This window comes from Clostridium tagluense (genome assembly GCF_003865095.1).
Classification (GTDB): Bacteria; Bacillota; Clostridia; order Clostridiales; family Clostridiaceae; genus Clostridium_AD; species Clostridium_AD tagluense.
On the sequence record NZ_BHYK01000093.1, the window covers coordinates 1 to 1,821 of the forward strand.

Below are 1,821 nucleotides of genomic sequence, written 5' to 3' on the forward strand. Positions count from 1 at the left end.
GATAGTGTTAACTGACTTATGAAAAAAGCACATAGGAATATTTGTATGTCAATTACAACTTTAAGAAATAAGGTCGTTGTCTTTTTAGCCTTAAACTTATGGAATTTAATGTTTTTGTTCTTACAAAAGGAAAAAAGGGTAACAAAAATAAACCTTCTCAGACTGTTTCTTTTTTACAGAAACTTGGCAGGAAAGTAAACTTTGATTAAAGCAAAAAAATGAACTATAAATTTAGCTATGCAAGTTGTTTTTCCAATATAAGATGTTGTGAAAGTTGAATCAATTTTTGCCATTTACCAGGCATTGTGGAAATCTTTTCGATCTCAGGGATAGAGTTCAACGGTCCCCAATAAGCGTAGCTATGTGGGCGGAGAAAGTTGTAATAGGCTACAAATAAGGCCAAGTGCGTATTGGAGCCTTCCTCACTACCAAAGCCATTTGTAACCCTATAAGAGAATTTAAATGTTCTGTTGAGGCGTTCAATTATTTGTTTAACCCAGCGATATTCAGTTGAGACAGGATCACTGTTAGTAAGTCCAATTACCTGGGTTACATCGAAGTCAAAGCCATTAAGATTAAACTGTTGCTGCGCAAGCTTGTATGCGGTATAACCGTCAGCAATGAATTTAAGGGACTTACCAGGAAATTCTTTAAATTTATCAAACGCCATACGCATAGTTAAAATACAAGGTCCAGTATCACGGGTAAAAGACGCTTGGTACCCTAAAATTGATTTTTTGATGGCGTCCATAACAAACCAGATATATTGATGAACTCCTTTAACTTTAGTATAGGTTTCATCAGCAGAAAGATAATTAGTAGGTTTATAGTCATAATTATCTACAAAGGGTTTAACCATAGCGGCAGCTGTGATGGCGTATCTGCTAACCATGACATGAGATATTTTAACTCCATGGATTTCCCACAGAGCAAGCGCCGTACGGCGTGTAGATAAACCTAAATTAACATTATATGTTAAGCAAAGTCCCATTACATGTGAAGAAAAATTCCTGAATTTGAGGCTAGTAGCACCCTTAGGCATAGAATATAAATCTACATCAAAGAAATCAGTGGTGAACTCACGGTAAATGTAATGCAGTTTAAATTTATGCTTATCTTTCTTGTATTCCTCAAGGTCTTCTAACGAAAGTTTTGCAAGAGAATTTAGGTAGAAATCACATTTTTTATTAACGCATTTATGGACAAAGAAATGCTTGCGATCTTTCTTTTTACTGAGAGCATGTCCACAAAAAGGGCAAATGAAGAGCTCAGTCTTTAAATCAACTTTGTTTTTGCTGAAATGCAAATCACAAACCTTACAACAAAGCTGCCCACGGCCACCTGCATTATCGTAGATATAGTTATGTGGAGCATCACAGCGAGGGCAGACAGTATCAGGTGCCACTGGGTTTTTACCACGAGGATTAACTGGCTTTTTATCCTTACCATCAGCAATTTTGTACTCTTTTAACATTTGTTTGTAATCAAGCTTTTTAAAGGTTTTAATAATAGGTAATTTATCTACAGTAAGTTTTTTATATTTAGGGCTTGTCATATCATATTTTGGAGCCTTTAAAGGTATATTTTTAGCAATGAAAATAAGTAATTGATTTATCTGCGAAAGTAGTAGTTGATTATATGTAACTAATATTGATATAATTGTACTCACAATGACACCTTCCTTTTGGGATTTTTGTTGAGTTAGATACAACAATTATATCAGAAAAGAGGGGGTCATTGCTTTTTTACGTTTAAAATAGCACAAACCCTTGCAATAGCAAGGATTTAAATAAATAAAATAAAGATAGTGTTAACACTATC

At 34.3% G+C, this 1,821-nt stretch carries 1 protein-coding gene; it reads right to left on the minus strand.

The annotated features are described in order from the left end of the window. Positions 1 to 235: 235 nt before the first annotated feature. A complete protein-coding gene (locus tag Ctaglu_RS24570) occupies positions 236 to 1,669 on the minus strand; it encodes a DDE-type integrase/transposase/recombinase (RefSeq protein ID WP_125006691.1) in 1,434 nt (477 codons plus the stop codon). Between the last annotated feature and the right edge of the window lie 152 nt (positions 1,670 to 1,821).